Source organism: Paenibacillus sp. J53TS2 (assembly GCF_018403305.1).
GTDB lineage: Bacteria > Bacillota > Bacilli > Paenibacillales > Paenibacillaceae > Fontibacillus > Fontibacillus rhizolycopersici.
In genome coordinates, this window is the sequence record NZ_BOSK01000015.1 from 1 (window position 1) to 23,882 (window position 23,882).

Sequence of the window (23,882 nt, forward strand, 5' to 3'; positions counted from 1 at the left end):
ACTCTCCCACTGAATTTGCAGTGAAACTGGAGAGAAACGAAGTAAACGCGTTTAGAATCGCCGTATAGTTGAGCCGAACTAAGGTTTGATCCTAAAGTGTCCAATATTCGGGGGCCTGGCCGATTTCTTGGTGTTGTCGCCACTCTGAGCATAAATGTTGCTAAAAGCACAGCATTCTAGCCCGTTATCTCCAGCAACTCGATTTCGTCTCCACTTGCCCGCCCCCACAACCAGCTTGGTAGCCTCTATTCCCCCTCCCACCAAAACCACGAGTTAGTCAGAAATACGCTCCCCCTATCCTCTCCTAGCACTTTACGCACTTACGCATCTTCTCCGCCCATTCGCTCTCTCTAACACCAGCTCACTTCCTCACGATCCACGCACGTATACTTTCTCTACTTCTACCTCAAACACTTAACCAGCTTCTACTCCACATCCATTCCATCAAACGCCCTACGCACCTCTCCACCTCTCCCTCCGGACCCCTTTGGATGCCCCTCCAACTTGTCAAGTAACTTTGACTTCATTCACCTATTTACAATATATTGCAAAAGTGATATCATAACAGTATCAATTCAATATGCAGCTGAAGGAGTGTCATTCATGATGAAAGAAAAAGAGATTTCGTACCTGAACGGTTTTGTCGCCCTGCTGTTCATTTTGGGATTTGCCGCGTTGGGGACTTACCTTATTACGCTGAACGAGGTTTTACCGATTGCGGGCGGAGTGCTCTCCTGCGTTATCGCTCTCGTGCTTTTGACCGGTCTGACGACCGTGCAACCGAATCAATCGGCAGTGGTCACCTTCTTCGGCCGTTATCTTGGCGTCATCCGGAAGAACGGTTTCTATCTGGCGATTCCATTTTCGACCCGCAAGAAAGTGTCGCTGCGCGTTCGCAACTTCAACAGCGCCAAGCTGAAAGTCAACGATGTCAACGGGAACCCGATTGAAATCGCTACTGTCGTTGTGTTCTCGGTCGTCGACTCCGCCAAAGCGCTGTTTGAAGTGGACGAATACGAAACCTTCGTCGAAATCCAAAGTGAAGCCGCGCTGCGACATGTTGCCAGCAAATATCCGTACGACCAGTTGGATGACGTCGGATTCTCCCTCCGTGCCAATACGGAAGAGATTGCACTGGAGCTGACCGGCGAATTGCAAAACCGTCTGGCCATCGCCGGGGTTAAAATCATCGAGTCGCGTCTGACGCACCTGGCCTATTCGACCGAGATCGCCAGTGCAATGCTGCAGCGTCAGCAAGCCGAAGCGATCATCGCAGCCCGCGAGAAAATCGTCGACGGTGCCGTCACCATGGTGCAAATGGCCATCGAACGGCTGCAAGCCGGCCAGGTTGTCGAGCTGGACGACGAACGCAAAGCCGCGATGATCAACAACCTGCTCGTCGCCGTCGTATCCGACCGTTCCGCCCAGCCGGTCATCAACGCCAGCACGTTGTACTGATTAGGGGCATCCATTCACGATGGCCAGCAAAAAGAGCTTCCCACTTCGCCTTGACCCGACTCTCTATCAGGCTTTGGAACGCTGGGCAGCGGACGAATTCCGAAGCGTGAATGGTCATATCGAATACCTGCTGCGAGAAGCTTTGCGCCGCGAGGGAAGACTGCCTTCCACCCGGGCGCCGGGCAAGGAGGAGGAGAAGCATGACACAGACGAAAGAAATCCGTAAGCCGTGGTGGGAATCCAAGTCGACAGCCCTGCTGAAGGAGTATGCCAAAACCTCCGGGAGTGCTTACACCGCTGGGAAGTTCAGTGGCTGGAGATACAAGAGCCAGCATGTGCGCGTGCCACTCCCCCGCAGCTTCGGCAGCTGCGAGGTGGCGATCACCGATCCGAGTAACGACTCATCCGGTAATGAGTACGTTATCTCCGTGAAATACATTTACCGGCCGCGCCGCAAGCTGGAGTTTGTTTTATTTTCAGCCAAACGTCATCTCTTAGCTTGGTTAACCGGAGGACTCCGGGAAACGCCGCTCCCGAACTCCGCCATGAACAAGCGGTTTCAGGCCAAGGCTTCCCATCCCAGTCTGCTCCGGTCGGCATTGAAGCATGAGGGGCTTGAGGAGCTCCTAGACATTCATCCCAACGTGCATTTTCGATTACGGATCAAGAGCGGACGCGCCACGTTAACCTGCACGGAGAAGTTCAAAAAGCCCGACGTGCCTGCCATCGCGGCTTCCGTCGAGCTGATGAAGAAAATGATCTTCGCCTTGGAGGAACAAGGAATCGTCGGCGATTCGCAACCCCACTCTCGCAAATAAGACAAAAAAACAAGCCTTCACGGCGCAAGGCCGGGATCAACCCGGAAACCTGCTCCTGAAGGCTTGTTTTGTTCTGTTACAGCTTCACCCGCTGCAAGCGGAGCGCGTTCAGCACCACCGAGACCGAGCTGAGCGCCATCGCCGCACCGGCCAGCCACGGAGCTAGGAAACCGGCTGCCGCCACCGGGATGCCGATCGTGTTGTACGCGAGCGCCCAGAACAGGTTCTGCTTGATGTTACCCATCGTGCGCTTGCTCATCGCGATTGCGTCCGGTACGCCTTCCAGGTCGCCGCGCATCAGCGTCACGTCGGCAGCCTCCATGGCCACGTCGGTGCCCGTGCCGATAGCGATGCCTACGTCGGCTACGGCCAGCGCCGGGGCGTCATTGATGCCGTCGCCAACCATCGCCGTCTTCAGGCCGCGGGCCTGCAGCTTTTTCACTTCGTCGGCTTTGCCTTCCGGCAGCACCTCGGCCAGCACCTCGTCGATCCCGACCTCGGCGGCGATCGCCTTAGCGGTGCGCTCGTTGTCGCCGGTGATCATGACCACGTGAAGTCCCATCTCCTTCAGCCGCGCCACCGCGGCTTTGGACGTCTCCTTCACCGTGTCGCTCACGGCGACCATGCCGGCGTAGACGCCGTCCACCGCCACGAGCAGCACGGTCTGGCCGGCCGCTTCCAGCGCGGCCATGCCGGTCTCCGCGGCGGCGACGTCGACGCCTTCACGCGCCATCAGGCGGCGCGTGCCGGCGAGCACCCGGCGGTCTTCCACGACCGCCGCAATCCCGTGCCCGGGCACCGCTTCAAAAGCGGTTGCCTCGGGCAGCTCCAGGGCGCGCGCCCGCGCCCCGGCCACCAGAGCATCCGCCAGCGGATGCTCGGAGCCGCGCTCGGCGGCGCCGACGAGCCGGAGCAATGCCGCGTCGTCCCAGCCCCCGGCCGGGACGACTTCCCGCAGCTCCGGCTGCCCTCGCGTGATCGTGCCGGTCTTATCCAGCACGATCGCCTGCAGCCCCTGGGCGGCCTCGAGATGCTCGCCGCCCTTAAACAAGATGCCGTACTCCGCGGCCCGTCCGGACCCGGCCATAATCGACGTTGGCGTCGCCAGCCCCAGCGCGCAAGGGCACGCGATGACCAGCACAGCGATCGCCTTTTCCAGCGCCTCGGCAAAGCTGCCCGGCGCCACGAAGAAGAACCACACCAAAAACGTGACCACAGCAATCCCAACCACAATCGGAACGAAGATCCCGGAGATGACGTCGGCCACCCGCTGGATCGGCGCCTTTGAGCCTTGCGCCTCTTCAACGACGCGGATGATTTGCGCCAGCGCAGTTTCACTGCCAACCTTGGCAGCCTGAACGCGCAGCATGCCATGTTTGTTGACGGTCGCGCCAATGACCGCGTCGCCTTCCTTCTTCTCTACCGGGATGCTCTCCCCGGTCAGCATCGATTCATCCACCGACGAAGCGCCGCCGACCACCAAACCGTCGACCGGGATCTTCTCGCCCGGCTTCACAATCAGTACGTCACCCGGTACAACCGCTTCGATTAGCACCTCGGTTTCGACGCCATCCTTAAGGACGAGCGCTGTTTTCGCCTGAAGCCCCATCAGCGTTTTGATCGCCTGGGAGGAGCGGCCTTTGGCCAACGCCTCAAACCACTTGCCAAGCAGGATCAGCGTAATCAGGATCGAACTCGTTTCATAATACAGCTGGGGGGTATGCCCGTGCGGCATCGATAACGAATCCAAGCTCAAATACAAACTATAGAAATACGCCGCCGACGTTCCCAGCGCGACCAGAACGTCCATGTTCGCACTTCGGTTGCGCAGCGCCTTGTAAGCTCCGACGTAGAATCCGCGCCCGATGACGAACTGCACCGGCGTCGCCAGTACGAGTTGGAACCATGGGTTCATGAACAGCTCCGGCGTCCAGATCCACGAGGTGAAGGAGAAATGCCCGGCCATCGCCCACAGCAGCGGAAAGGCAAGTACCGCCGAGACGATCAGCTTATTTCGCTGTTTGCGGACTTCCCGCGTGCGGATATCCTCGGACTCCTGTTCGGACGGCTTCAATACCGCACCGTAGCCTAACTGGCTCACTTTCTCAATGATCTGATCCAGCGAGACTTGAGTCGGCTCAAACCGCACCTGCGCAGTTTCCAGAGCCAGATTGACGTTAGCCTGCTCTACTCCAGGTAATCGGTTTAGTCCTTTCTCGATCCGGGCGGCGCAAGCCGCGCAGGTCATTCCGGTAATTTGCAGCGTCGTTTGATTCGGATCCCCGCTGCCGATGGGCAATGCATTTTCCATGACCATTCCTCCATATCAATACCGATAATAGGTACCCCTAGGGGGTATATAAGAGGCGAACGAAATTTTCGCCTTCCGGAACCGCCGCATCCCGGGCCTGAGGCGCAAGGGGAATGCCGCACCCCAGTCCCACGATCCGCCGCAGCGGATTAAACGACGTCGTAACCTTGATCCTCAATTGCTTCTTTAATTTGCTCTACCGTCACTTTCGTTTCATCGAAAGTCACATCTACTTTCTTAGAGGCTAGATCGACTTTCCCTGTAGCACCAAGCCCGGCTACCGCCCCTTCTACCGACTTCACGCAATGATTGCAGGACATGCCTTCCACGTTTAACGTAATATTTTGCATCGCAAATTCCTCCTAGAGTAAAAATAATGGCTTAACCTTGCAGCGTACCCCTCTGGGGTTCCGCTGTTATTTCATGAGCTTGTTGACCGTGACCAGCAGTTCGTCGAGCACTTCAGTCTCGCCGGCTTGAATCCGCTCGATCACGCAGCTCTTCATGTGTCCCTCCAGCAGCAGCCGACCCACGCTGTTTAGCGCGGACTGCACGGCGGCGATCTGGTTCAGCACATCGTCACAGTAAGTATCTCTCTCGATCAGCCCTTTGATACCGCGGATTTGCCCTTCAATCCGGTTCAAGCGACTGGTCAGGTTGCTCTTCATCGCTTCGGAATGGTGGCTGTGTCGTACCAGCTTGCCATTCTCCATTACGTGTTGTCCCTCGCAATGCTCCTCACAGGACGCGGACGACGGATGTTCATGCCCCTCAATCTTCGCCATACGTCTCTCCTTTCCAAACCAGCGTGGTTTGCTGTGGTAAGCTCATTATAATATACCCCCATGGGGTATGTAAAGAGGTGATTTTTATTTTTCGCAATACGAATTGCACAGTGCTCTATCCTACGAATAGATTCTCATTTACACTAGATGTTGGGTTTACTTATCCCAGGTAAGCTGCAACTCCCAAGAAAGCTGGTGCCTACCTAAATATGAACCGTCTGTTAAAACCATTGCCGCTTCTACTGATGATGTCCCTGCTCTGTGTTCTTGGAGCCTTCTTGGCTCCGGTAACCGAGAAATTGTTCTCCCTTCTGCTTGATATCCTTCTGGCTTTCTTATTCGCCATCTTCGTTCACGAGTCTGGACACCTGCTCGTTGGACTCTCCTTTGGGCTAAAGCCGGAAGAGATGATCGTTGGTCCTTTTCGGCTCCTCTTTACCGGACGTACCCTCTCTTTCCAACCCAACAAGAACTGGCAGCGCTTTGGCGGGACGATGCGCTTCTCGCCTTGCTCTACAAAGCTGACAGAGATCGCCCGCAAGTGGTCCTGGATGGCCTTGGGAGGTCCTGCATTCAGTTTACTTACCGCTCTGCTTATTCTGGTCATCCACCGCTCATCACATCCATTAACAGAGCTGTTCATATGGTTCAGCTTTGCGCTTGGTGCGGCTACGCTCGTCCCTCTAACCAATGGGGTTAACCCTTCTGACGGCAAGCTCTTTATGCTCCTGCGCCAGCGATCGGCAAGGGCCGAACGATTGATGGCCGGGGTGATTTTGCAAAAAAGCTACTTATCCGAAAAGCGACCATGCGAATGGAATTCCGAAGTCATCGCCTCGGCAGCCCGGCTGCTAAATGATTTATCGGAACGTTCACCCGAGCAACTAGCCGAGGAAGCTGAGCTCCGAATGTATTTGTACCTCCACTTTGCCGACACGGGACAACCGGAGGACGCACTAACCTATATTCGGCCGATTAGTCAGTCAAATCATCCCATTGCGTCCATCCCGGTTACCCGCCTCATGATCGACAGCCTATATGCCTGCCACCTACTATTGAACCCTTCTGGCTTTCATATCCAGGGGAATGCCCAAGCGATAGTTGAAGCGATGCCAGACAAGGAGCCCTACAGCTACCACAAAGCATGGGCGGCGCTGATGTCCGTACAAGGGGAAAACGAAAAGGCGGCGAAGCATTTATCCCAAGCTCGAAGCCTGTTGGAGCGATGGTTCAAACCCTTTGGCACCTATCATTTTGAACAAGCGATCCTATCTCGTATCGAAAGACTGTCTTATCCACCACCTAGCGACCAAACCAACGTCAAAAAACCCGCTGCCACGAATACGTGACAACGGGTTTCTTTTCAGATCACCGACTATGCTCTTACTGATAACCCCAAATCATCGTCAACAAGGTCCCGAATACGGTAACCAGTCCGACGAACAAGGCGTACACAAGGTTGGCATACAATGCGCCTTTGCTGCGGTTCTCACCGATGTGCATGAACAGGAACAGCTGAACCGACATCTGGATGGCCGCGCAGACCAGCAGGATCGACATGCCGACGCCAAACGACATATCCCAGAAAACCACCGACAGCGCTACGGCAGAAAGGATCAGTGAGAACACATATCCCATGACGTGCTGAATCGGGAACAGTTTTTTCATGTCACATCAGTCCTTTCAAGTATACGAAGCTGAAGATGAAGATCCAGACGACGTCCAAGAAGTGCCAGTACAGCGAGAAAATAAACGATTTGTTCGCCGTATCATGGGTAAATCCTTCACGTTTCACCTGAAGCATGAGCCCGCTGCCCCACAGCAGACCCATCGTCACGTGGGCACCGTGGGTACCTAGCAGGACGAACAAGCTCGATAGAAATGCGCTGGTTTGGATCGTTGCACCTTCATGAACATAGGTGACGAACTCGGTAATCTCGATGCCAAGGAACCCAAGGCCAAGCAGCAGCGTGATGGCGAAGAAAGCCATAAACGGTTTTCTTAGCCCCAAGCGCATGCTGTGCACCGCCAACCCGCAGGTGAAGCTGCTCGTCAACAATAGGAACGTTTCGCCCAGAACCGGTCCAATTTCGAATATCTCCGCGCCGCTCGGTCCGTTACCGGTCCGATTCCACAGCGTCAGATAGACCGAGAACAGTGTGGCAAAGAGCACGATTTCCGCACCAAGGAACAGCCAGAACCCGAGTACCCGGTTACTGTTCTCTTCCGTTTGATATTCCAAAGGCAAAGTATGATCTACTTTCATGCGTGTTCACCCCGCAATCCTGCATCCGTATCCATCCGATCGGCTAAAGCCCGCTCGGTTTTGATGATTTCACTGACCGGAATGTGACGCCCATGGTCGCGTTCGAAAGAACGTACCGCCAGCATGACGACAATTCCCAAGCCGGCGATAATCGCCGGTACCCACCAGCTAAAGACCATAAAGAATCCGAAGAACATGAAAATCATGCCGAGGATAAACGGTTGACCACTGTTGTTTGGCATATGAATCTCTTCGATTTTATCCGTGAACAGCGGTTTTCCGCTTTTCTTCGATTCCCAGAACGCATCCAGCGAATCCACTTTCGGTACGATCGCGAAGTTGTATTCCGGAACCGGAGAATGCGTGCTCCATTCCAGCGTACGAGCGTTCCAAGGATCTCCGGTAGTATCCCGTTCCGCATAGCGGAAGCTCCAGTAGATGTTGTAAACCAGAACGATAAACCCGATGGCGAGCCCTACGGCCCCGATCGAAGCGATCAAGTTCAGCGGACCAAAGCCCGTACTTTCCGAATAGGTGTACATCCGCCGAGTCATCCCCTTCAAGCCGAGGAAGAACAACGGTAAGAACGTAACGTTAAAGCTAATGGCGATAATCCAGAAGGCCAGTTTGCCCTGGCGGTCGTTCAGTCGGAAGCCGAACAGTTTCGGGAACCAGTAATAGAATCCGGCGATGACCGCGAATACCGTCCCCGGAATGAGCACATAGTGGAAATGCGCGACCAGGAACATCGTATTATGATATTGATAGTCGGCGCTCGCCATCGCCAGCATGACCCCCGTCACCCCGCCGATCGTAAAGATCGGAATAAAGGCGAGGGAATACAGCATCGGCGTCGTAAACTCGATGCGCCCCTTTTGCAGCGTAAATAGCCAGTTGAAGATCTTGACCCCGGTTGGAACGGCAATCGCCATCGTCGTGATCGAGAAGATCCCGTTGACCATTACGCCGTGTCCCATCGTATAGAAGTGGTGCGCCCATACGACAAACGACAGCAGGGAAATGACGACCATGCTCCATACCATGGATTTATAACCATACAGATTTTTGCGTGAGAAGGTCGAAATGACTTCACTGTAAATCCCGAAGGCCGGCAAAATGACGATATAAACCTCCGGATGGCCCCATACCCAGAACAGGTTGGCCCAGAGCATATCCATCCCGCCGTTGGCCATCGTAAAGAACTGCGTGCCGAACAGCCGGTCGAACATCATCAGCGCCAATGCTACAGTCAGTACCGGGAATGCGAACAAGATGATGACGTTAGTGATTAGCACCGACCAGGTAAACATCGGCATTTTCATCAGCTTCATCCCTGGCGCACGCATCTTCAGAATCGTCACCAGGAAGTTCACTGCGGTCATCAGTGTCCCGATCCCCGCAATCTGGATGGCGATCGAGTAATAGTTGTTACCCACCGTCGGGCTGAACTCGATGCTAGCCAGCGGGAAGTATGCCGTCCATCCGGCATCTGGGGAGCCCCCGATGACGAAGGAGATGTTAAACAACATCGCTCCGGCAAAGAACAACCAGAAGCTGACGGCGTTCAATCGTGGAAACGCAACGTCGCGCGCACCGATTTGCAGCGGAATGACTACGTTCATCAAACCGACAACAAACGGCATCGCCATAAACAGGATCATAATGACCCCGTGTGTCGTAAAAATTTCGTTATAGTGCTGCGCGTCCAGCAATCCGTTCTCCGGAATCGCCAGCTGAGCCCGCATGAGCAGTGCATCCACGCCGCCCCGGAATAACATGATCAAAGCCGCAATAATATACATGATGCCGATCCGCTTGTGGTCGACGGTCGTTAACCATTCACGCCACAGCCAGCCCCATTTTTTAAAATAGGTTAGTCCGATGAGAATCGCCAGCGACACGACCACGATGCTAACCATCGCGCCGTAAATCATCGGCTCACCCGTGACGAAAAATTCGTCCCATTTCATGTTAAGCTTCTCCCTTCTCGTTGACTAGTTATGAGCTCCGTGTTCGCTAGATTCCGTCATGTCCATTTCGGAATGGTCCATCGTTGAATGATCCATTTCGGTCTGTCCGGACTCTTCAACAGCGCCATTCTCGCCACCATGATGATGGCCGGCATTCTCCCCTTCCGGTGCAGGCCGGAAAGCCAAATGGGTGGAGGTATAAGTTTGGCGGCCGACATGTGCGGTCTCCAGCAATTTGTCAAACTGCGGTTCGGTCAGTTCAGAAGCCGTGTCCTTCACTTCTTTGACCCATTCGTCATATTTAGATGGCGTCATGGCCAACGCTTCGAATTCCATATGCGCGAAGCCCTCACCCGAGAAGTTGGAGTTCTTGCCCATGTACGAGCCTTCATGCTCGGCAACGACGTTCAGCGTGTTGACCATGTCGCTCATCGCGTACTTTTGGCCAGCCAGTTGCGGAATCCAGAAGCTCGTAATCGGCCCGAACGAATACAGCCGGAACTCAATCGGACGGTTCGTCGGGAAGTTAACGTAGTTAACCGTTTCGATGCCTTCCTCCGGATAGCTGAAATGCCATTTCCAGTTGGACGAGGCCGCATAAATCACAAGCGGTTTTTGATCCTCATAACCTTCAGGCACCTTTTCCACCGCAGAGGTACTGCGCACGGTCACGACCGAAAGAACGGCCACGATAATGATTGGAATCGTAATCCAAGTGATTTCCAGCCATTTGCTGCCTTCGACATGCGGCGGTTCGTAATCCGGAGCCGCTTTAGAGGCGCGATATTTCGTTAGCATGTAAATGTACAGCGTGTAAACGACCAGCAAAATAAACGCCATCGTTAAAATAGAAAAAATGATGACTTGCGATTGGGTCTTGGCCACCGGACCTTTCGGATTCAATACCGCCAGTTGGTTGCAACCGGTCAGGAGGACAAGAAGGGCCGAGAATAAAGCGAGCAGCAACCCTTTCCTTTTCATAGGATACCGATACCCCTTTCTTCATTATGAACGCCATCCCCTAGCTTAGAGGATCGCTTCGTTCGATCAGTTACTTTCATGTTAGGAAAGGGGCGGTTGAATAACAATTCATAGAGATTGTTATATCTGTAAATTTATTACAGTATAAAGTGTGATTTTTGTCCTATACATCGCAGTGAAAGTTGATTGACGGCGATTTTCGGCCATTATCCGTCAAATTTGCCGATTTTGATAATTGTTCACAATGCGCCCCTCCCTCGTCAGAGTTCGCAGAATTGTCATATAAAATCCGTTATTTGTGATCTTGTTCACAAAATAAACTCTGGAGACTTGCTTCGCGTTGCACACTCTTCCCTCTTACGTTAAGGGAATTTACGACATTTTCGTGACATTTTCCGTTTGTAATAATAGAAAAGAGGCTGTCCCAAGCAGCAAACTCACCTGCCCTCGGGACAACCTCTTAACTCATGCTTCAATTCTCTCTCAAGCGGACGGAACAAGAACCGCCCAGCATAAGGCTGAATATTCGACTACAGCAGCTCTTTGCGAAGCTGTTCCGGCGATTTCGGCGACAGCAAGCCAAACGGAATATCGAAGACGGTCTTTGCTCCCGACTGGCCAGCTTGCGACAGCTTGTACGCCGCACGAGCGTAAGCGACCAATACGCTAGCCGTAAATTCCGGATTGCTATCCAACTTCAGGCTAAACTCAATCAGCTGTGTGCTGTCCTCGCCAGTCCGACCGCTGCGCAGCACCATGCCGCCGTGCGGCATCGCGGAGTGGTTCGCCTTAAGTTCTGCATCACTAATAAAATGTACGGTCGTGTCGTAATCCGAGAAGTAGTTCGGCATCGACTTGATCTCTTGCTCAATCTTCGCCAGATCGGCTCCTTCCTCCGCAACCACGAAGCATTCACGCAGATGCTTCTCGCGCGTGGACAGCTCCGGATTTTCACCTTGGCGCACGCGCTCAACTGCCGCTTCCACCGGAATTGTATACTGAACGCCGTTCTTCACGCCCGCCACGCGGCGAATCGCATCGGAATGCCCTTGGCTGACACCTTTGCCCCAGAACGTATAGTCGTTCCCTTCCGGCAGCACGGACTCGGCCAGCAGCCGGTTCAGAGAGAACAAACCCGGATCCCAACCGGTCGAGATGACGCTAACCGTTCCCGCTTTCTCGGCAACCTCGTTCACCTTCGCGAAGTACTCCGGAATTTTCGCATGCGTATCAAAACTATCGACGGTATTGAACATGGCCGCCAATTGCGGCCCTTGCTCTGGCAAGTCCGTAGCCGACCCGCCGCACAAAATCAACACGTCGATGTCGCCCTTATATTTTTCGATCTCGGAGATGTGAACCACGCCGCTCGCCGACGCCACCGCGTCCGGTTGTCTGCGTGAGAAAATCGCTTTCAGCTGGAAATCCGGATTTTGCTTCAACGCCAGCTCCACGCCCCGTCCCAAATTTCCGTAACCTACGATACCTACCCGAATTGTTGCCACTGTATATCCTCCTTCATTATAGTCAATCTCGTCTTATGCTATGGACTAACCCCCATTGTAATTTACCCTTATCACTTTTTAAATAGTTAACATGCAAAGTTAGTCTTTTTGTTTAAAAAATATGTGCTTTTGTGCAAATGACACTGTATTTTTATGCAAATCTTAATTTCGACACTTCACAAATCAGTCACAATTGAGGTGCGATTTCTTTACGATATAGCCCATTCTAGTCATACCCACCCCTTATTAATCATTGTAAAATGTTAATCGCTGTGATGAAATTCATAGACTATTCCGAATAGGAGCTAGATTCGTTTGAAAATTCGGCTGTACAAATGGAGTTTCATGGCGGCGGTAGCTTGCGCTGTCCTCTTTGTTCTGGCTCCGGTTTCCGCTTTTGCCCATGCCTACGTCGTCTCTTCGGACCCGGCGGCCAATGTGATACTGGACACTTCGCCCGCTGAGTTTATGATCGATTTTAACGAACCTCTCGAGGAAGGGTTTCACGAAATCGCCATCATAGGCCCAAACGGGGATAACGTAGCCGACGGGAAAGCCGAGATCGACCCCAACAAGCCTTCCCGACTGAGCGTCGCTATGCTGCCGGACTTACCAGAGGGATTGTATACGGCCAAATGGAACGTCGTTTCCGGCGACGGCCATGCCATCTCTGGAACGATTCCGTTCCAAATCGGGAAGGAGGCTTCAAACAGCAACCTTCCGATTCACCCCTCTACTGATGGTGGCAACTCCTTCCCGGACTGGAGTCTCGTACTAGTCCGCTGGCTGTTCTATGGAGGTACAGCGGGGTATCTTGGGGCTGTCGTATTTCATGCCTGGCTTCTCCCTCGCCGGAACAACACCTGGTCCGAACGTTTGAGAAGACGTAGCCGAACCGTATGGCTAACTGGCTTTATCGCTTCCACCACCAGTGTCCTGCTTAGTTTGCCACAGCAAACGGCTAGCGATGCCGGGGGAGGATGGCGGGAAGCGTTCAACCCCGTTCTTTGGCGTCAAACACTGGCGTATACGACCTTCGGGGAGATCTGGAAAATTCAGCTTCTGCTGCTTGGAGGATGGCTCTTGTGGACTTTGTTCCTTCTCCGTGCCAGCCGAATGACCCGGCCACGTCTATTTCCGCTGGGCGGTGCGATGGTATTGAGTTTGGGCCTGCTCCTCACCAAGGCCTTCATCGGACATGCCGCCACCGCCGAGGCGCAGGGGATCGCCGTTACGGCGGACTTCCTGCATTTGGCCTCGGCGCTGATCTGGCTGGGCGGCGTTGGCGCCTTAGCGTACTTGCTTCCGGTGACAACTCAACACGCCGCTGCAAGCCGTGATCACCCGTCCGTATCGCCTGAGAATCATTTGTATTGGCGTGCGATCCGGCGCTTCTCGATCCTTGCCTTCTTCATGGTCGCCATCCTGTTGGGGACCGGCGTTTATAGCAGTCTGTTGCATGTGCCGACCTTATACTCGCTTACGCATACGGCGTATGGCCGCATCCTGTTGGGGAAGATTGCTCTGACACTAATCTGCCTGCTGCTTGGAGGTTTATCCTTCCTGCGTGGACGACGGGCAGAAAAGTCGCTAAACGCCGGCGTATGGTACGAATTCGGAACAGGTTTAGTGGTGCTCATTTTGGCCGCTGTCCTGGCAAATTTACCGACGGCCGCAACAACCCCAGGTCCTGCCAAGCTAACGGAGCGGTTGGATGACGGGACAAAGGTGACGATATACGTTACTCCAAATGTCGTAGGAACCAACCTTTTTCAAGTATACGTTCACGGGCCAGACGGAAACCTACGCAACGACGTAGAGCAAGTGACGCTTGAGTTGACTTCAAAAGAAATGGATATGGGCAAAACGGAAATCATTTTCCCCGGCGATTCGCCGCCGGAAGCCCGTGAGCTCATGACAATGGGCGGCCGTTGGAACGTTCATGTCCATATTCTGAAGAAATCGCTGGATCGCTACGATTACGATACGGAGCTGACGGTAGGAAATCCATAGGAATCACCGATTACCGAACTATCCATTTTTCAATAAAAAGGAGATTTAGCCATGTTCAATCCCACTCGTTCTTCCGGTAAGCGTGTTTGGCATTATGCCGCCGCCCCCGCTATCGCTTGGATTCTGATATTCACCATCTTCACCGGGACAGCCAGCGCACACGTTACCGTTAAACCAAGCCAGTCCACCCCAGGCGCCTGGGAAACTTACAGCCTCAAGGTACCTGTTGAGAAAGACATCCCCACCGTCAAAGTGGCGCTCAAAATCCCAGAAGGCGTTGCCTTTAAACAATACCGCCCGGTACCGGAGTGGTCCGTGGATCTAACGAAGGCGGAAGATGGAACGGTCACTGCCGTCACCTGGACGGCCGAAGGCAACGGGATCAGCGCCGGGGAGTTCCAGCAGTTTGAGTTCGTCGCACAGAACCCCAGCGAGAACGCGGAACTAGCCTGGGACGCCTTCCAGTATTACAGCGACGGCAGCGTGGTGGAATGGACTGGGGCAGAGGGTGACGATCGGCCGCATTCGCTGACGGTCGTAAGCGCCGCGGAGAGCAGCGAACAGGGCGAACATTCTGCCGCCGGGCATGATCACGGCAGCACCAAGGAGGATGCCACGACCAGCAACGTGGAGGCAAGCCCCGCTACCGTCGAAGCTCCCGGTGCCGCCTCCTCAAGCGGCAGCAGCTCTTCTGCCGGGACCGTGGCCCTCGTGCTCTCGGCATGCGCTCTGCTTGTTGCACTCGCAGCCTTGTGGGCTGCACTGCGCGCCGGACGCAAACGCAAGACAACCTAGTCATTCAAAAAAGCAGCGGTTCTCTCGGATACATCGTCGCATCAGAAAGTCCGCTGCTTTTTTTATGGCAATATATCGATTTATCTCATGCCGACTGGGGGTTGATCGTAGGGTTCCCTGCCTATCTTCTGCCGTTCCCGGGGAACAACAAGCAGGCAGCACAGTGCCAGCAGCATCCCGGCCGATGCGCTGATGAACAACGCCGGGTAGCCGAAAACGTCAATCAGCCAGCCAAGCAGCGGCGGCGACGTAATCGCAGCCAAGGAGGACACGAAGTAATAGATCCCTGTGCGCGTCCCGATGCTCTCCTCCCGCCCGGTGGCAACAACCCAAGGGTAAGAGTTAATGTTGATGCAAGCCCAGAAGATTCCTCCGACAATGAGCAGTACCCGCAGCCATAGGACAGAATCAACGAAGATCATCGCACCGAAAATGACGAACAATCCGGCAACCCCGATCGAGATGATCATCTTCTTCCCGAAGCGCGCTCCCAGCCAGCCGCTCGGCAGGGCAAACAGCAGGAAGGCTAACGAGAAGAACGTCAACGAAAACGAGGCCTCCGCATCGCTCATGCCGACCTGTTTCGTGCCGTACAACGTGAATAAAGCCTCAACTCCCTGATAAGCCACAAACCAGAAAAAAATTGCCGCCAAAATCAACACGGTCGTCTTGTCCAGCTGGTCCTTAATTCGAATTTGCGGCTTCGGTTCCTGGGCCGCCGCGGCGTGCCCTGCTGACCCCAACCCCAACGCGGCCGGTTCGCGAATGACCGCCTTTAACACAAACAAGCAAATGACCATCACGACCCCAGCAAATAGAAACGGTACATAGGAGCCGATGCCATAGAGCTGGGAGCCGATCCCGAAGGCTAGCACCGAGCCGATGCCGCCCATAAAATTGATCACGCCGTTGGCTTGGGTCCGCTGCGGTTCCGGCGTAATGTCCGGCATCAACGCGACCGTCGGCGCCCGGAACAAGCTCATCGACAAATTCATTAATACCATAAACAATACCAGAGTCACGAATCCGGTATGCCACGGAATCAGCGTGGCAAACACGGCGCCCAGTGGCATGCCGATCAACAAATAAGGCATCCGCCGTCCGTACCGGGTATTTGTCTTATCGCTGCGGTGTCCGATCCATGGCTGCAATACAATGGCGAAGTAATTATCGATCGTCATCATGAACCCGATCATGGCGGCGCTCTTCAAATAGTCGTCCAAAAAAAGCGGAACGAACGCATTGTACAACGCCCAGGTCAAGCTAATGCTAAAAAAACCAAGTCCCAGCAGCCATGTTTTTTTCATCCGCTACACCCCTTGTTTCGCCAGCAGCTCCGCCAGGCGGTCCGGGAAATCGGTGATGATGCCGGCTACGCCAGCGTTAATCAACGCCAACATCACCTTCGGATCGTTTACGGTAAACGGGTGATACACAACCTCGTTGGCTTTAGCCAGGGTCACGAGCTCCGGTGTCAACGCGTACTGGTAAGCATGGAGCGCTTCCGCGCCGATCCGTTTCGCATAATCCCAAGGCTCGTACAAGCCTTCCATGTACAGAATGCCAGTACGAATGTCCGGAGCCAGTCTTTTGCATTCAACCAGGGAGTAATGATTAAAACTTGAAATGATGACCCGTTCGCTCAAACCATAATGCCGTACCGCATCCACCACTTTCTGCTCAATGCCGGGATAGAGCACGACGCCGGTTTTCAGCTCGATGTTCACGATCGTGTCCGTGCCGCGCACGAGGTCCAGCAGCTCCTCCAGCGCCGGGATACGTTCACCCGCGAAGTCTTCATGAAACCAGGAGCCTACCTCCCGTTGCTTGATTTCGGCCAACGTCAAATCTTTGACCCACTCCGACGTTCCTGCCGTCCGTTGCAGCGTTTCGTCATGAATCAGAACCAGCTGTCCGTCGCGAGTCATCTGCACGTCTGTCTCGATGCCGGTTGCCCCCATCTCCAGGGCTTTGGCAAATGCCAGCATCGTGTTCTCCGGGTAATGCCCCGCCGCCCCGCGATGCGCGAAATTGATGATATCGGTCAAAAGGATCATCCTCCTAGGGATTTTATTTAAAATTAATATTATCCATCCCTATAGTATAATCCTGCATTGTTAGGCCCATATAAAAAAAGCTACGCGATTTCCGGCCTTCTCCCAACGAGATTTGACCCTTTGCGCCTCTTTGCACGATTATCCCTTTCATTCAGGAATAGGGGATCGAGACCACAACCTGATTCAACGGGATAATCGTCAAGAGAGACCCCCTAGCCTGTTTGGCCTAACGAAAACGAACTTTTTCTCTACTTCGAAAAAAAACGTGCGACTGCCAATGCAGCCGCACGTCCCGTTCTCGGACAGCCCACTCGTCCAATCACCTGCTTTCGTCCCGTCAGGAACGATTTACCGTCACCGGCTCAGCCTTCCGCAGCTCGGCGTTTAACGCCTCGGCGTCGCGAACCGCGCGGATATCCTTCAGCACCTCACCCGGCTTGCTACCTTTTCCAATCACGTAACCGGCAAAGGTTAAGCCGACGAAATCAAATGTATACTGCATCTGCTGAATGAGCGGCAGCGCTTTGATTCGCGGATTGTCGCCGCCAACCACGATGGCATATGCCGTTTTGGCCTCCATCCGCTCTTTGAAGTTGAAGCGAACGTCACGAAGGCTTTGTGACCAGCGATCGATGAAGTTTTTCATTAGACCCGATGCTCCGTACCAATATACTGGTGTGGCGAAGACCAGAATATCATGCTCCAGCACCTGCAAGATGAGATCGTCGTAATCATCATCCACCGGATCAAACCCGCCTTCTTCGTGACGTTGGTCGTGAATCGGCTTGATTTCTTTCTCCCGCAACACGATATTCGTAAAGGGGATCCCCTCTAATGCCAGTCGCGTCAACTCCTCCGTATTCCCTCCGGTCCTTGCACTTCCTTGAATGACTGCAATGCGCATTCCCCTGCACTCCCCTTCTTCATTCTCAAGCGAAAACTTCCCGAATTACGCCTACTTATGTTATACGATGGGCGGACTCATTTATGCCAATCTAAAAAAGTTTATGGCGGTTTTTCGCGAAACGTGCAGGGGGTTGTCTAGTAATGGGCGGGCATTATGACGCCGGGACCGGATACGGAGTCGTTCCGCTCCATTGACCATACCTCATTTCCGCCGAGACTTACCGGATAAGCTCGGCCGCCGAACTCCAGCAGGCCGTCTACCGTTCGAACGCTCAGGCCAACCAATGACTTGGGCTCGCCGCTGCGGTCCGTGACGAGCCGAGTTCCGTACGGAAAGCGGCAGTAGAGCTCCCCATTCCGGTAAACGGTGCTGCCTTCACGCGTATTAACTAGCTCGAACACTGTTCCGTCCACCGTCCGGGCATAAGCGGTTTCCTCCGCCGGCACTTCGCCGTGATCCATCGGATAAGGCAGCAGTCCGGTGAACCACAGCTCCTCCTCCGGCGTTGGCAAGATGCCGCACAGTCTCTCCACGTAGTCGAGCAGACACAGAATCGCAGGGGAGTAGGTCTCCGTGTATCCTTCTTCTCCCGTCCACGGGCTAAGACATTGCGAGAACCGCTGCATGCGGACCATCGCCGAGAGAATCGGCTGCAGCACCCAGGTCAGCTCCACATACCTTCCGTGGTGCTCAAACGCGTGCGGAGCACGGATCAGGCTAAGGAAGTTCGTCGTTCCCGCCCAAGTGTTATAAGCCGACGACGGATCGAACCGCGGGTCGTCCAACGCGATCGAAGTAAACGGATATTTGGCGAAGAACTTCCGTGAGTTCAATAAATAGCGGCGCAACGACGAAGCAAAAAACTCCCCGTCTCCTACCTCGCAGGCCAATACGCGCAGCAGCACATCGGACTGGATACGAACAAACTGTCCGCTCGCATCCACGTCGTAGAAGAATCCGTCCTCCGCATCGAAGCAAAACTTCATCAGGCTGGACAAGCTCTCCTCCGCTTTCGTCGCCCAATCCATGCCAGAGGCCATCCCGAGCTCTGCGGCGATGTCCGCCAAATAAGTTCGCTGGCAATATACATTGGCCGTCAGGTCCGGCGCCAAGAGCGGCAGCACCGGCGAATCCGGATCGTACCGACGCGGGTCGCCCAAATGCGGCGTATCCGGTACATGCCAGAAGCGCGGGGATAAATCATGACCCGTATCGAACGTGCAAAACGCCTCGACGCATCCCGTCCCCCGCGTATCGCGGAACGCGGCCAACCAGGCGTCATGCCGTTCCATGGCGCGGTACATCTTATCCAGGAATGCCCGGTCCGACCGCCCATTCAGCCGGTAATGGTTCCATACGGAACGGGCCAGCGGCGTGACCATTTGAATTTGCCGATACGCCGGCCCGGCTCCGGTCACTTTGTACGGCATCAGGCCATCGGACCTTTGGTAGTCGGCGAACAAAGCAAAGCTCGCTTGCGCCACCGACGGCACGAAGCGGCTGAGCAGCTCGGCATTGATCGTCCCGGTACTTTCCAGCCAGGTACCGAGATATACGCCGCCTTCATGCAGCACCGGCACGCCGCTCACCGACGGCACGATGCAGTCGAGCAGTTTTCGCACGCCGGCATAATAGACGATCTCCAGCGGACTCCCTTCGTTAGCTGCAAATTTGACGCCCGAGGCGGCAAACTCTTCCAGGATGGCGCGATCCGCGTTTTTGCGCAGCCCTTCTTCGCTTACAGTCGACAGTACATCCAGCTTGCGAAGCCGCTCTAGTACACCCGTCTCGCCCACCTCACATCCCCCCTTCTTTCGGGAACGCGCTCAATCGTCCGCCCCGCTCCTCCACCGGAATGAAGATCGGACGCTCATTCGGGCTATCGTTCGGCGTATGGATGGCCAGGCGCAGCTCCCCTGCGAATGTCCGGAATACCATGCCGTGTCCGCCGTCTCGCTTGTACAGCGGTTCAGCGTCCTGCACCCAAGATCCATCGATATCGTCTTCAGCCTGCCGGGCGCAGCCGATCGTATAGCCGCCGTCGCTGAAGCTGGACCAGAGCAGCAACAGCTCGCCGGTTCCGGCACGGTAAAGGAACGGACCATCCGTGACATAATTGGCCCCGCCGCGAATCCCCTCGGCCCATGGCGCCTCGGAGGCCCGGAACAGCAGCACAGGCTCGGACACTGCCCGATCTAGCTCACGGCTCAAGCGGACGGCGCAAATCTCCCCGTCCTGCACTTGAACCCATTCATGGGAGAACACCATCCAGGGCTCTCCATGCCGATCGACATAAAACGTTCCGTCCAGGCATTCCCAATCGCGCGGCGTTAACGGCCCATCACCGAGCGGCCGAAACGGGCCAAGCGGGCCTTCCGCCACCAGCGTTTGCGTGCCCCGGCATCGCCCGTCCGCCTTGAAGGTGGCGAACATGTAGTACCGGCCTTGCCACTCGTGCACCTCCGGTGCCCAGTAGTTGAAGTCCGACCAGAAGTCCGGGGCCGGCCGGAACGCCGGGTACGGGCCTTCCCAGACCACCAGGTCCGTGCTCATGTAAACGTCGAACCCGCGCGGCTTTCCTTTCCAGCATGTCTCACCAATCGTGCCGTACATATAATATTTGCCTTCCGCTGGCTCCGGCAGAACAAACGGATCCCGGATATGGATGTCCGATAACATTAAGTTCACAACAGTTCCCTCCTATCCTTACTTCAGCCCCGTCGTGGAGATCCCCTCGACGATATAACGTTGGAAGATCAGGAAAATCACGATCACCGGTGCGACCGCCACGGTCGACATCGCCATCAGCGAACCCCAGTTCGAGGTGCTGGTGGAGTCGATTAACGAGCGCAATCCGATCATAACCGTAAAGAGCTTCGGACTGTTCAGGTAAATCATTTGCCCGAAGAAGTCGTCCCATGTCCAATAGAACGTGAAGATCGACGTCGTTATGACCGCCGGTACGCAAAGCGGCATGATGATTCGTAGATAAATTTGCAAAGGTCCGCAGCCATCGATCCGGGCGCTTTCGTCCAGCTCCAACGGTAAACCGCGAATAAACTGCACCATCAGCAGCACGAAGAACGCATCCAGCGCAAAAAACTTCGGCACGACCAGCGGCAGGAACGTATTCACCCATCCGAACGTATGGAACAGAATATATTGCGGAATGAGCGTGACCTGAAACGGCAGCATCAACGTCATCAACATCATGCTGAACCAGAATTTCTGACCGACAAAATTCAAGCGCGCGAAGGCAAAGGCCGCGAGCGAGCAGGAAATGACATTGCCGATCACCGCAAGTGCCGCGATGATAAATGAGTTCATTAGGAAATGCCCGAACGAATACCCTTGAATCCCCCGCCATCCGTTCACGTAATTGGACAACGTGAAGGAGTCCGGCCACAGGCCGAGGTCCGAGAAGATTTCCGCGTTTGGCTTGAACGAGCTGCTTATCATCCAAAGCACCGGGTAAATCATGATCATGCCGATCACGATCACCACCACATGTCTCCACAATTTGCTTAAGCTTAGCCTCAACACCATCTCTCTCTCAGCCCCTTTCGTCCTTGCCGTCACCGTAATAAACCCAATACTTGGAGGAGGCGAATACGACCGCCGTAAAGATGCCGATAATGACCAGCATCACCCAGGCCATAGCCGAAGCGTAACCCATGTTAAAGTACGAGAATCCCTTCAAGTACAAGTACAACGAGTAAAACATTGTCGAATCAATCGGCCCACCGTGCCCATCCCCGATAATGTACCCGGAGGTAAACACCTGGAACGAGCCGATCATGTTCATGACCAGGTTAAATAGGATGACCGGGGACAACAACGGCAGCGTGATCCGCATAAACTGACGTGTCCGGCTGACCCCGTCGACCGCTGCGGCCTCATAGATTTCGCCCGGGATTTGCTTGAGGCCGGCCAGGAAGATAACCATGGACGAGCCGAATTGCCAAACCGACAGCGCGACGATGGAGTAGATAATGTAGCCCGGATTCGCCACCCAATCGGGGGCATGAATATGAAAAATTTCGAGGAACCGGTTGAACAACCCGTCACCCGAGAAGATTTTTTTCCATACGACGGCAATCGCCACGCTCCCCCCGAGCAAGGAAGGGATGTAATAGACGGTTCGGTACAACCCAAGCAGCCGCAACCCTTTATTCAAGATAATCGCGACCGCCAATGCAAACACCAGCCGCAAAGGGACCGAGAGGAACACATACTGGAACGTCAATTTCAACGAATGCGTAAACGTGGCATCGCCGGTAAACATCTCCGTAAAGTTATGAAGCCCGATCCAATCGGGGGATTTCAACATGTTATAGTTCGTAAAGGACAAATACAGCGAAGCCAGAATCGGCCCGATCGCCATGCAAAAAAATCCGATCAACCAAGGGAGCAAAAACAAATATCCCGTCATGTTCCGTTTCAAGGATCGACGTTGCTTCCGTTTCACGCTTGCTTGGGTCGCCACGCCTGTCACTGAATTCATAAGTAGGCACCTCCGAATCAATCTATCCTCAGGTTCAGAAAAAGGGGAACCAAACGGATCCCCCTCTCCTTGTGACAGACCTGTTATTTTGTCGTTGAGCTCAAGTTCAACTGCAAGATCTTAAGCCCCTGCGCGTAAAACTCTTCTGCGGCCTTCGCAATATCCATTCGTCCGAAGGCGACGTTTTGGCTGGCTTTCAGCAACTCCTGCTTGAATTCGTTTGATCCCGGAACGTTGTACAACAAATCCACGTCATCAACGGCTACGATATCCAGGTAATCATAAACGACTTTATCCGTTTCGGAGGCTTCCGCCTTCAGGACCGCCCGCATTTCCGAGGAGACGGGCACGCCGCGGTTGTTACCGAGGATTTTAGCGGCATCCGGATCGTTAACCCAGAAGTCCATCAGCATCGCCACTTCCTTCGGATGCTTGGTATTCGCATAACCGACGATGTTCTGGCTCGATTGAACGGAGATCATGCTTCCGTTAGGCCCCATCGGAACCGGAATCAGGGTCAGCTTATCCTGGGACATTTTCTGGAAATCGGCAAACTGGTTGGTCGGAATAAACTGCATCGCTACTTGGCCTTTCGTGACCAGGGACATACTCGTGTCGTCCGGATCAGCCGAAATCTGCAGCTCCGGCGTTACGATGCTGCCCGCCTTGCGCATGCCTTCCCAGAGGGTAAACCACTCGGCTACGTCCGCGGCCTCGAAGCCCAGTTTCTGTTCGGGCTCATTGTAGATCATCTTGTCGCGTTGAGTCAGGTAGACGCCAAACTGGTCCATCTCGCCGGAATAATCGTATGACCCGTAGATCCCTTTGCCTGTCGCGGCGATTTGTTCATTGATCTTGATAAAATCATCCCAGGTCCAATCCTTCGTCGGCATGGTTAATCCGGCTTTCTCGAATAGTGCCGTGTTGGCCAGGATGGCCGTGGAGTTTGCTCCAATCGAGATCCCTTGCAGCTTGCCGTCAAAGGTATTCATGTTGATAAGCTGCGGTGAAATCTTGCTGGTATCGACCTCATTGCCGACGTACGAATTGATGTCCAATAGCACATTTCGTGTTGCATATTCCAAGATGTTGCTCCCTAACGTAAACAGGTCTGGCGCTGTTCCCGAAGCGAGCTGCGTATTCAGCTTGTCGAAATATCCGTCAAAAGGAGAAAACTCGGGAACCACTTTGATGTTCGGGTGCTTCTCTTCGAATTTCTTCAGCATGGCCGTCGTGATGTCAGCTCGGGTTTGGTCCCCCCACCACATGACGCGAAGCTCAACTTGTTCCTCGCTGGAGGCGTTACCCGCCGCCTCCGACGGCTGGTTTGAATTCCCGGCCCCGGTCGTTGCGCTGCCCGCATTGTTGTTACCGGACCCGCATGCCGAAACCAAGATGGCGGTTACGAGAAGCAAACTAGCCAACAACATCGCCTTGGTCTTCTTCATCTATACCTTCCCCCTTATGCTTAATGGTCTTGCTGGTTAAATGGTAGCGCATACAAAAGAGGAG

At 54.4% G+C, this 23,882-nt stretch carries 22 protein-coding genes; 6 read left to right on the forward strand and 16 right to left on the reverse strand.

What is annotated here, in order from left to right; genetic code table 11:
• Positions 1 to 606 precede the first annotated feature (606 nt).
• Genes KJS42_RS21345 through KJS42_RS21355 form a run of 3 tightly spaced genes read left to right on the forward strand, consistent with a single transcriptional unit; the run spans position 607 to position 2,276 of the window.
• Positions 607 to 1,458 (forward strand): SPFH domain-containing protein, encoded by an 852-nt coding sequence (locus tag KJS42_RS21345; protein WP_155607505.1) that lies wholly within the window; start codon positions 607 to 609, stop codon positions 1,456 to 1,458.
• Between the two features lie 19 nt (positions 1,459 to 1,477).
• A complete protein-coding gene (locus tag KJS42_RS21350) occupies positions 1,478 to 1,684 on the forward strand; it encodes a type II toxin-antitoxin system antitoxin (protein WP_155607439.1) in 207 nt (68 codons plus the stop codon).
• A complete protein-coding gene (locus KJS42_RS21355) occupies positions 1,659 to 2,276 on the forward strand; it encodes a hypothetical protein (RefSeq protein ID WP_213624076.1) in 618 nt (205 codons plus the stop codon). The genes KJS42_RS21350 and KJS42_RS21355 overlap by 26 nt, the downstream gene beginning before the upstream one ends.
• A 76-nt stretch (positions 2,277 to 2,352) precedes the next feature.
• Here the strand turns inward: KJS42_RS21355 and KJS42_RS21360 are convergent, their stop codons facing one another.
• From KJS42_RS21360 to KJS42_RS21370, 3 genes are all read right to left on the reverse strand, one after another.
• On the reverse strand, positions 2,353 to 4,587 hold the full coding sequence (locus KJS42_RS21360; protein ID WP_155607441.1) for a heavy metal translocating P-type ATPase: 2,235 nt from the start codon (positions 4,585 to 4,587) through the stop codon (positions 2,353 to 2,355).
• 149 nt (positions 4,588 to 4,736) lie between these two features.
• A complete protein-coding gene (gene copZ / locus KJS42_RS21365; protein ID WP_155607442.1) occupies positions 4,737 to 4,937 on the reverse strand; it encodes a copper chaperone CopZ in 201 nt (66 codons plus the stop codon).
• 66 nt (positions 4,938 to 5,003) lie between these two features.
• A complete protein-coding gene (locus tag KJS42_RS21370) occupies positions 5,004 to 5,300 on the reverse strand; it encodes a metal-sensitive transcriptional regulator (RefSeq protein WP_155607506.1) in 297 nt (98 codons plus the stop codon).
• A gap of 281 nt (positions 5,301 to 5,581) precedes the next feature.
• Here KJS42_RS21370 and KJS42_RS21375 point away from each other — a divergent pair, with 281 nt between their 5' ends.
• The gene (locus KJS42_RS21375; RefSeq protein WP_213624077.1) at positions 5,582 to 6,721 is read left to right on the forward strand and encodes a site-2 protease family protein; all 1,140 of its coding nucleotides are present in this window, start codon (positions 5,582 to 5,584) and stop codon (positions 6,719 to 6,721) included.
• Between the two features lie 34 nt (positions 6,722 to 6,755).
• On the opposite strand, the gene qoxD is transcribed toward KJS42_RS21375, so the two are convergent.
• The 5 genes from qoxD to KJS42_RS21400 form a co-directional block, all read right to left on the reverse strand.
• Positions 6,756 to 7,040: a cytochrome aa3 quinol oxidase subunit IV gene (gene qoxD / locus KJS42_RS21380; protein WP_155607443.1), complete on the reverse strand. Its 285-nt coding sequence runs from the start codon at positions 7,038 to 7,040 to the stop codon at positions 6,756 to 6,758.
• Position 7,041: 1 nt separating this feature from the next.
• Positions 7,042 to 7,638, reverse strand: a complete 597-nt coding sequence (qoxC, locus tag KJS42_RS21385; RefSeq protein ID WP_155607444.1) for a cytochrome aa3 quinol oxidase subunit III — start codon at positions 7,636 to 7,638, stop codon at positions 7,042 to 7,044.
• The gene (gene qoxB / locus KJS42_RS21390) at positions 7,635 to 9,608 is read right to left on the reverse strand and encodes a cytochrome aa3 quinol oxidase subunit I (protein ID WP_155607445.1); all 1,974 of its coding nucleotides are present in this window, start codon (positions 9,606 to 9,608) and stop codon (positions 7,635 to 7,637) included. The genes qoxC and qoxB overlap by 4 nt, the downstream gene beginning before the upstream one ends.
• Before the next feature lie 24 nt (positions 9,609 to 9,632).
• Positions 9,633 to 10,589 (reverse strand): cytochrome aa3 quinol oxidase subunit II, encoded by a 957-nt coding sequence (gene qoxA, locus KJS42_RS21395; RefSeq protein ID WP_213624078.1) that lies wholly within the window; start codon positions 10,587 to 10,589, stop codon positions 9,633 to 9,635.
• A gap of 530 nt (positions 10,590 to 11,119) precedes the next feature.
• On the reverse strand, positions 11,120 to 12,094 hold the full coding sequence (locus tag KJS42_RS21400; protein WP_213624079.1) for a diaminopimelate dehydrogenase: 975 nt from the start codon (positions 12,092 to 12,094) through the stop codon (positions 11,120 to 11,122).
• Between the two features lie 315 nt (positions 12,095 to 12,409).
• Here KJS42_RS21400 and KJS42_RS21405 point away from each other — a divergent pair, with 315 nt between their 5' ends.
• Together KJS42_RS21405 and KJS42_RS21410 are read left to right on the forward strand one after the other, a co-directional pair.
• The gene (locus tag KJS42_RS21405) at positions 12,410 to 14,107 is read left to right on the forward strand and encodes a copper resistance CopC/CopD family protein (protein ID WP_213624080.1); all 1,698 of its coding nucleotides are present in this window, start codon (positions 12,410 to 12,412) and stop codon (positions 14,105 to 14,107) included.
• A gap of 51 nt (positions 14,108 to 14,158) precedes the next feature.
• Entirely contained in the window at positions 14,159 to 14,902 is a 744-nt protein-coding gene (locus KJS42_RS21410; protein WP_213624081.1) for a YcnI family copper-binding membrane protein, read from the forward strand.
• Positions 14,903 to 14,982: 80 nt separating this feature from the next.
• On the opposite strand, the gene KJS42_RS21415 is transcribed toward KJS42_RS21410, so the two are convergent.
• The 8 genes from KJS42_RS21415 to KJS42_RS21450 form a co-directional block, all read right to left on the reverse strand.
• Positions 14,983 to 16,209, reverse strand: a complete 1,227-nt coding sequence (locus KJS42_RS21415) for an SLC45 family MFS transporter (protein WP_213624082.1) — start codon at positions 16,207 to 16,209, stop codon at positions 14,983 to 14,985.
• Positions 16,210 to 16,212: 3 nt separating this feature from the next.
• Positions 16,213 to 16,950, reverse strand: a complete 738-nt coding sequence (locus KJS42_RS21420) for a glycerophosphodiester phosphodiesterase (RefSeq protein ID WP_155607450.1) — start codon at positions 16,948 to 16,950, stop codon at positions 16,213 to 16,215.
• Between the two features lie 346 nt (positions 16,951 to 17,296).
• The gene (locus tag KJS42_RS21425) at positions 17,297 to 17,863 is read right to left on the reverse strand and encodes a flavodoxin family protein (protein ID WP_155607451.1); all 567 of its coding nucleotides are present in this window, start codon (positions 17,861 to 17,863) and stop codon (positions 17,297 to 17,299) included.
• 137 nt (positions 17,864 to 18,000) lie between these two features.
• Positions 18,001 to 19,662 (reverse strand): MGH1-like glycoside hydrolase domain-containing protein, encoded by a 1,662-nt coding sequence (locus KJS42_RS21430; protein WP_213624083.1) that lies wholly within the window; start codon positions 19,660 to 19,662, stop codon positions 18,001 to 18,003.
• A gap of 1 nt (position 19,663) precedes the next feature.
• Positions 19,664 to 20,545: a glycoside hydrolase family 43 protein gene (locus KJS42_RS21435; RefSeq protein WP_213624111.1), complete on the reverse strand. Its 882-nt coding sequence runs from the start codon at positions 20,543 to 20,545 to the stop codon at positions 19,664 to 19,666.
• 27 nt (positions 20,546 to 20,572) lie between these two features.
• Positions 20,573 to 21,412, reverse strand: coding sequence for a carbohydrate ABC transporter permease (locus tag KJS42_RS21440; protein WP_155607452.1), 840 nt, complete (start codon positions 21,410 to 21,412; stop codon positions 20,573 to 20,575).
• 7 nt (positions 21,413 to 21,419) lie between these two features.
• Positions 21,420 to 22,370, reverse strand: coding sequence for a carbohydrate ABC transporter permease (locus KJS42_RS21445; protein WP_155607453.1), 951 nt, complete (start codon positions 22,368 to 22,370; stop codon positions 21,420 to 21,422).
• A gap of 83 nt (positions 22,371 to 22,453) precedes the next feature.
• Positions 22,454 to 23,818: an ABC transporter substrate-binding protein gene (locus KJS42_RS21450; RefSeq protein WP_239483543.1), complete on the reverse strand. Its 1,365-nt coding sequence runs from the start codon at positions 23,816 to 23,818 to the stop codon at positions 22,454 to 22,456.
• Positions 23,819 to 23,882: the final 64 nt, after the last annotated feature.

Coding starts and splice junctions, on each gene's coding strand:
- KJS42_RS21345 (WP_155607505.1), top strand. CDS start 607: ATGAAAGAAAAAGAGATTTCGTACCTGAACGGTTTTGTCGCCCTGCTG.
- KJS42_RS21350 (WP_155607439.1), top strand. CDS start 1,478: ATGGCCAGCAAAAAGAGCTTCCCACTTCGCCTTGACCCGACTCTCTAT.
- KJS42_RS21355 (WP_213624076.1), top strand. CDS start 1,659: ATGACACAGACGAAAGAAATCCGTAAGCCGTGGTGGGAATCCAAGTCG.
- KJS42_RS21360 (WP_155607441.1), bottom strand. CDS start 4,587: ATGGAAAATGCATTGCCCATCGGCAGCGGGGATCCGAATCAAACGACG.
- copZ (WP_155607442.1), bottom strand. CDS start 4,937: ATGCAAAATATTACGTTAAACGTGGAAGGCATGTCCTGCAATCATTGC.
- KJS42_RS21370 (WP_155607506.1), bottom strand. CDS start 5,300: ATGGAGAATGGCAAGCTGGTACGACACAGCCACCATTCCGAAGCGATG.
- KJS42_RS21375 (WP_213624077.1), top strand. CDS start 5,582: ATGAACCGTCTGTTAAAACCATTGCCGCTTCTACTGATGATGTCCCTG.
- qoxD (WP_155607443.1), bottom strand. CDS start 7,040: ATGAAAAAACTGTTCCCGATTCAGCACGTCATGGGATATGTGTTCTCA.
- qoxC (WP_155607444.1), bottom strand. CDS start 7,638: ATGAAAGTAGATCATACTTTGCCTTTGGAATATCAAACGGAAGAGAAC.
- qoxB (WP_155607445.1), bottom strand. CDS start 9,608: ATGAAATGGGACGAATTTTTCGTCACGGGTGAGCCGATGATTTACGGC.
- qoxA (WP_213624078.1), bottom strand. CDS start 10,589: ATGAAAAGGAAAGGGTTGCTGCTCGCTTTATTCTCGGCCCTTCTTGTC.
- KJS42_RS21410 (WP_213624081.1), top strand. CDS start 14,159: ATGTTCAATCCCACTCGTTCTTCCGGTAAGCGTGTTTGGCATTATGCC.
- KJS42_RS21415 (WP_213624082.1), bottom strand. CDS start 16,209: ATGAAAAAAACATGGCTGCTGGGACTTGGTTTTTTTAGCATTAGCTTG.
- KJS42_RS21425 (WP_155607451.1), bottom strand. CDS start 17,863: ATGCGCATTGCAGTCATTCAAGGAAGTGCAAGGACCGGAGGGAATACG.
- KJS42_RS21435 (WP_213624111.1), bottom strand. CDS start 20,545: ATGTTATCGGACATCCATATCCGGGATCCGTTTGTTCTGCCGGAGCCA.
- KJS42_RS21440 (WP_155607452.1), bottom strand. CDS start 21,412: ATGGTGTTGAGGCTAAGCTTAAGCAAATTGTGGAGACATGTGGTGGTG.
- KJS42_RS21445 (WP_155607453.1), bottom strand. CDS start 22,370: ATGAATTCAGTGACAGGCGTGGCGACCCAAGCAAGCGTGAAACGGAAG.
- KJS42_RS21450 (WP_239483543.1), bottom strand. CDS start 23,818: ATGAAGAAGACCAAGGCGATGTTGTTGGCTAGTTTGCTTCTCGTAACC.